This window comes from Staphylococcus sp. HMSC062H10 (genome assembly GCF_001836945.1).
In the GTDB taxonomy this organism is placed as follows: Bacteria; Bacillota; Bacilli; order Staphylococcales; family Staphylococcaceae; genus Staphylococcus; species Staphylococcus aureus.
In genome coordinates this window covers 1-594 of record NZ_KV831005.1, presented here as the reverse complement: position 1 = coordinate 594, position 594 = coordinate 1, and the positions used below count along the sequence as shown (strand labels likewise).

Sequence of the window (594 nt, the reverse complement as noted above, 5' to 3'; positions counted from 1 at the left end):
AGGTCAGCGGTTCGATCCCGCTAGTCTCCACCATATTATTTACAAACTATATAAGGCGGTGTAGCTCAGCTGGCTAGAGCGTACGGTTCATACCCGTGAGGTCGGGGGTTCGATCCCCTCCACCGCCACTATTTATTAGTTGTAAAATTATATTTAGGACCTTTAGCTCAGTTGGTTAGAGCTAACGGCTCATAACCGTTCGGTCGCAGGTTCGAGTCCTGCAAGGTCCATATAATTTTGGAGGAATACCCAAGTCCGGCTGAAGGGATCGGTCTTGAAAACCGACAGGGGCTTAACGGCTCGCGGGGGTTCGAATCCCTCTTCCTCCGTTTTACTAATGGTCTCGTAGTGTAGCGGTTAACACGCCTGCCTGTCACGCAGGAGATCGCGGGTTCGATTCCCGTCGAGACCGCCATTTAATTTTATAATTAATAGCGATTTACCTATAATAATGGAGGAATACCCAAGTCCGGCTGAAGGGATCGGTCTTGAAAACCGACAGGGCCTTAACGGGCCGCGGGGGTTCGAATCCCTCTTCCTCCGCCATTATTTTTTATTATCGCGGGATGGAGCAGTTCGGTAGCTCGTCGGGCT

5 tRNA genes are annotated in these 594 nt (G+C 50.5%); all 5 read left to right on the top strand.

The window, feature by feature from the left end:
- The first annotated feature begins 54 nt into the window (after positions 1–54).
- Positions 55–128: transfer RNA gene (locus HMPREF2658_RS13905), tRNA-Met, on the top strand.
- Between the two features lie 28 nt (positions 129–156).
- Positions 157–230, top strand: a tRNA-Ile gene (locus HMPREF2658_RS13900).
- A 9-nt stretch (positions 231–239) separates the two neighbouring features.
- Positions 240–329: transfer RNA gene (locus HMPREF2658_RS13895), tRNA-Ser, on the top strand.
- Positions 330–339: 10 nt separating this feature from the next.
- Positions 340–415: transfer RNA gene (locus HMPREF2658_RS13890), tRNA-Asp, on the top strand.
- A gap of 38 nt (positions 416–453) precedes the next feature.
- A tRNA-Ser gene (locus HMPREF2658_RS13885) sits at positions 454–546 on the top strand.
- The last annotated feature ends 48 nt before the right edge of the window (positions 547–594 follow it).